The 1030-nt window shown below is 69.6% G+C and carries 1 protein-coding gene; it reads right to left on the reverse strand.

Going from position 1 to position 1030, the window contains the following annotated elements; genetic code table 11:
• Positions 1-1030 (reverse strand): ABC transporter permease (locus JGU66_36245; GenBank protein ID MBJ6766227.1); only part of this gene is annotated, 1030 nt, incomplete at both ends.

Below are 1030 nucleotides of genomic sequence, written 5' to 3' on the forward strand. Positions count from 1 at the left end.
TGAAGGCCACGCCGCTCAGCAGCGCCGCCACGCCCACGAACGTCCACGGGTCATACGCTGTCACCCCAAACAGCATCGACCCCAACAGCTTCGCCAATCCCAGCGACAACACCAGCCCCACGCCCACGCCCAGCGCCGCCAGCTTCATTCCTTGTCCCAACACCAGCCTCAACACGTCCCCCCGCTCCGCCCCCAGCGCCATGCGAATCCCCATCTCGCGCGTCCGCTGCGCCACCGTGTACGCAATCACTCCGGAAATTCCCAACGCCGCCAGCACCAGCGACACGCCCGCGAACAACCCCATCAGTAGCGCCGACAGTCGCCGCGAGCCAATGGACCCATCCACCAATCGCGACAGCGGGCTCACCGCGAACATCGGCACGTCGCGGTCCACCGCGCGCAACTCCGCCTCCACGCTCGCGCGCAGGCTGTCCTTCGCGCGCACGGCGAGCGCCAGTTCCGCGGAGGGAAACTGCGCGAGGGCGTAGTACATGGCGGGGCGCGCGGGTTGATCCACGCCCCACTCGCGCAAGTCGTCGATGACGCCCACCACCGTCGTCCAGGCCGCGGAGGGATTTCCCAGCCGCAGGCGCTTGCCCACCGCGTCGCCTCGAGGCCAGAAGAAATCCGCGAGCGACTTGTTGATGATCGCCGCACCCGGCGCGCTGGCGTCATCGCGCGAATCCACCATGCGGCCCTCGCGCAGCGTCGCGCGCAGCGTGCGCAGATAGTCGGGAGACACCGTGCGGAACTGCACCACCGGCCACACCTCGCCCGGGGCCTTCGCCCGTCCTTCAATCTCGAAGCCGCGCGACAGGCGCCCGCCCAGCGGCAGGATGTTGGTGAGCCCCGCCGACTCCACCCCGGGCAGCGCCTGCACGCGCGCCAACAGCTCGCGCTGGAAGGCCACCTGACGCTCCGCTTCCTTGTAGCGCGCGGCCGGGAGCGTGAGCTGTCCCGTCAGCACGCCCTCGGGAGTGAAGCCCACATCCACCGAGCGCAGCGCCATGAAGCTCTTCGCGAACAGGCC

The sequence above is a fragment of the Myxococcaceae bacterium JPH2 genome, from assembly GCA_016458225.1.
Classification (GTDB): Bacteria; Myxococcota; Myxococcia; order Myxococcales; family Myxococcaceae; genus Citreicoccus.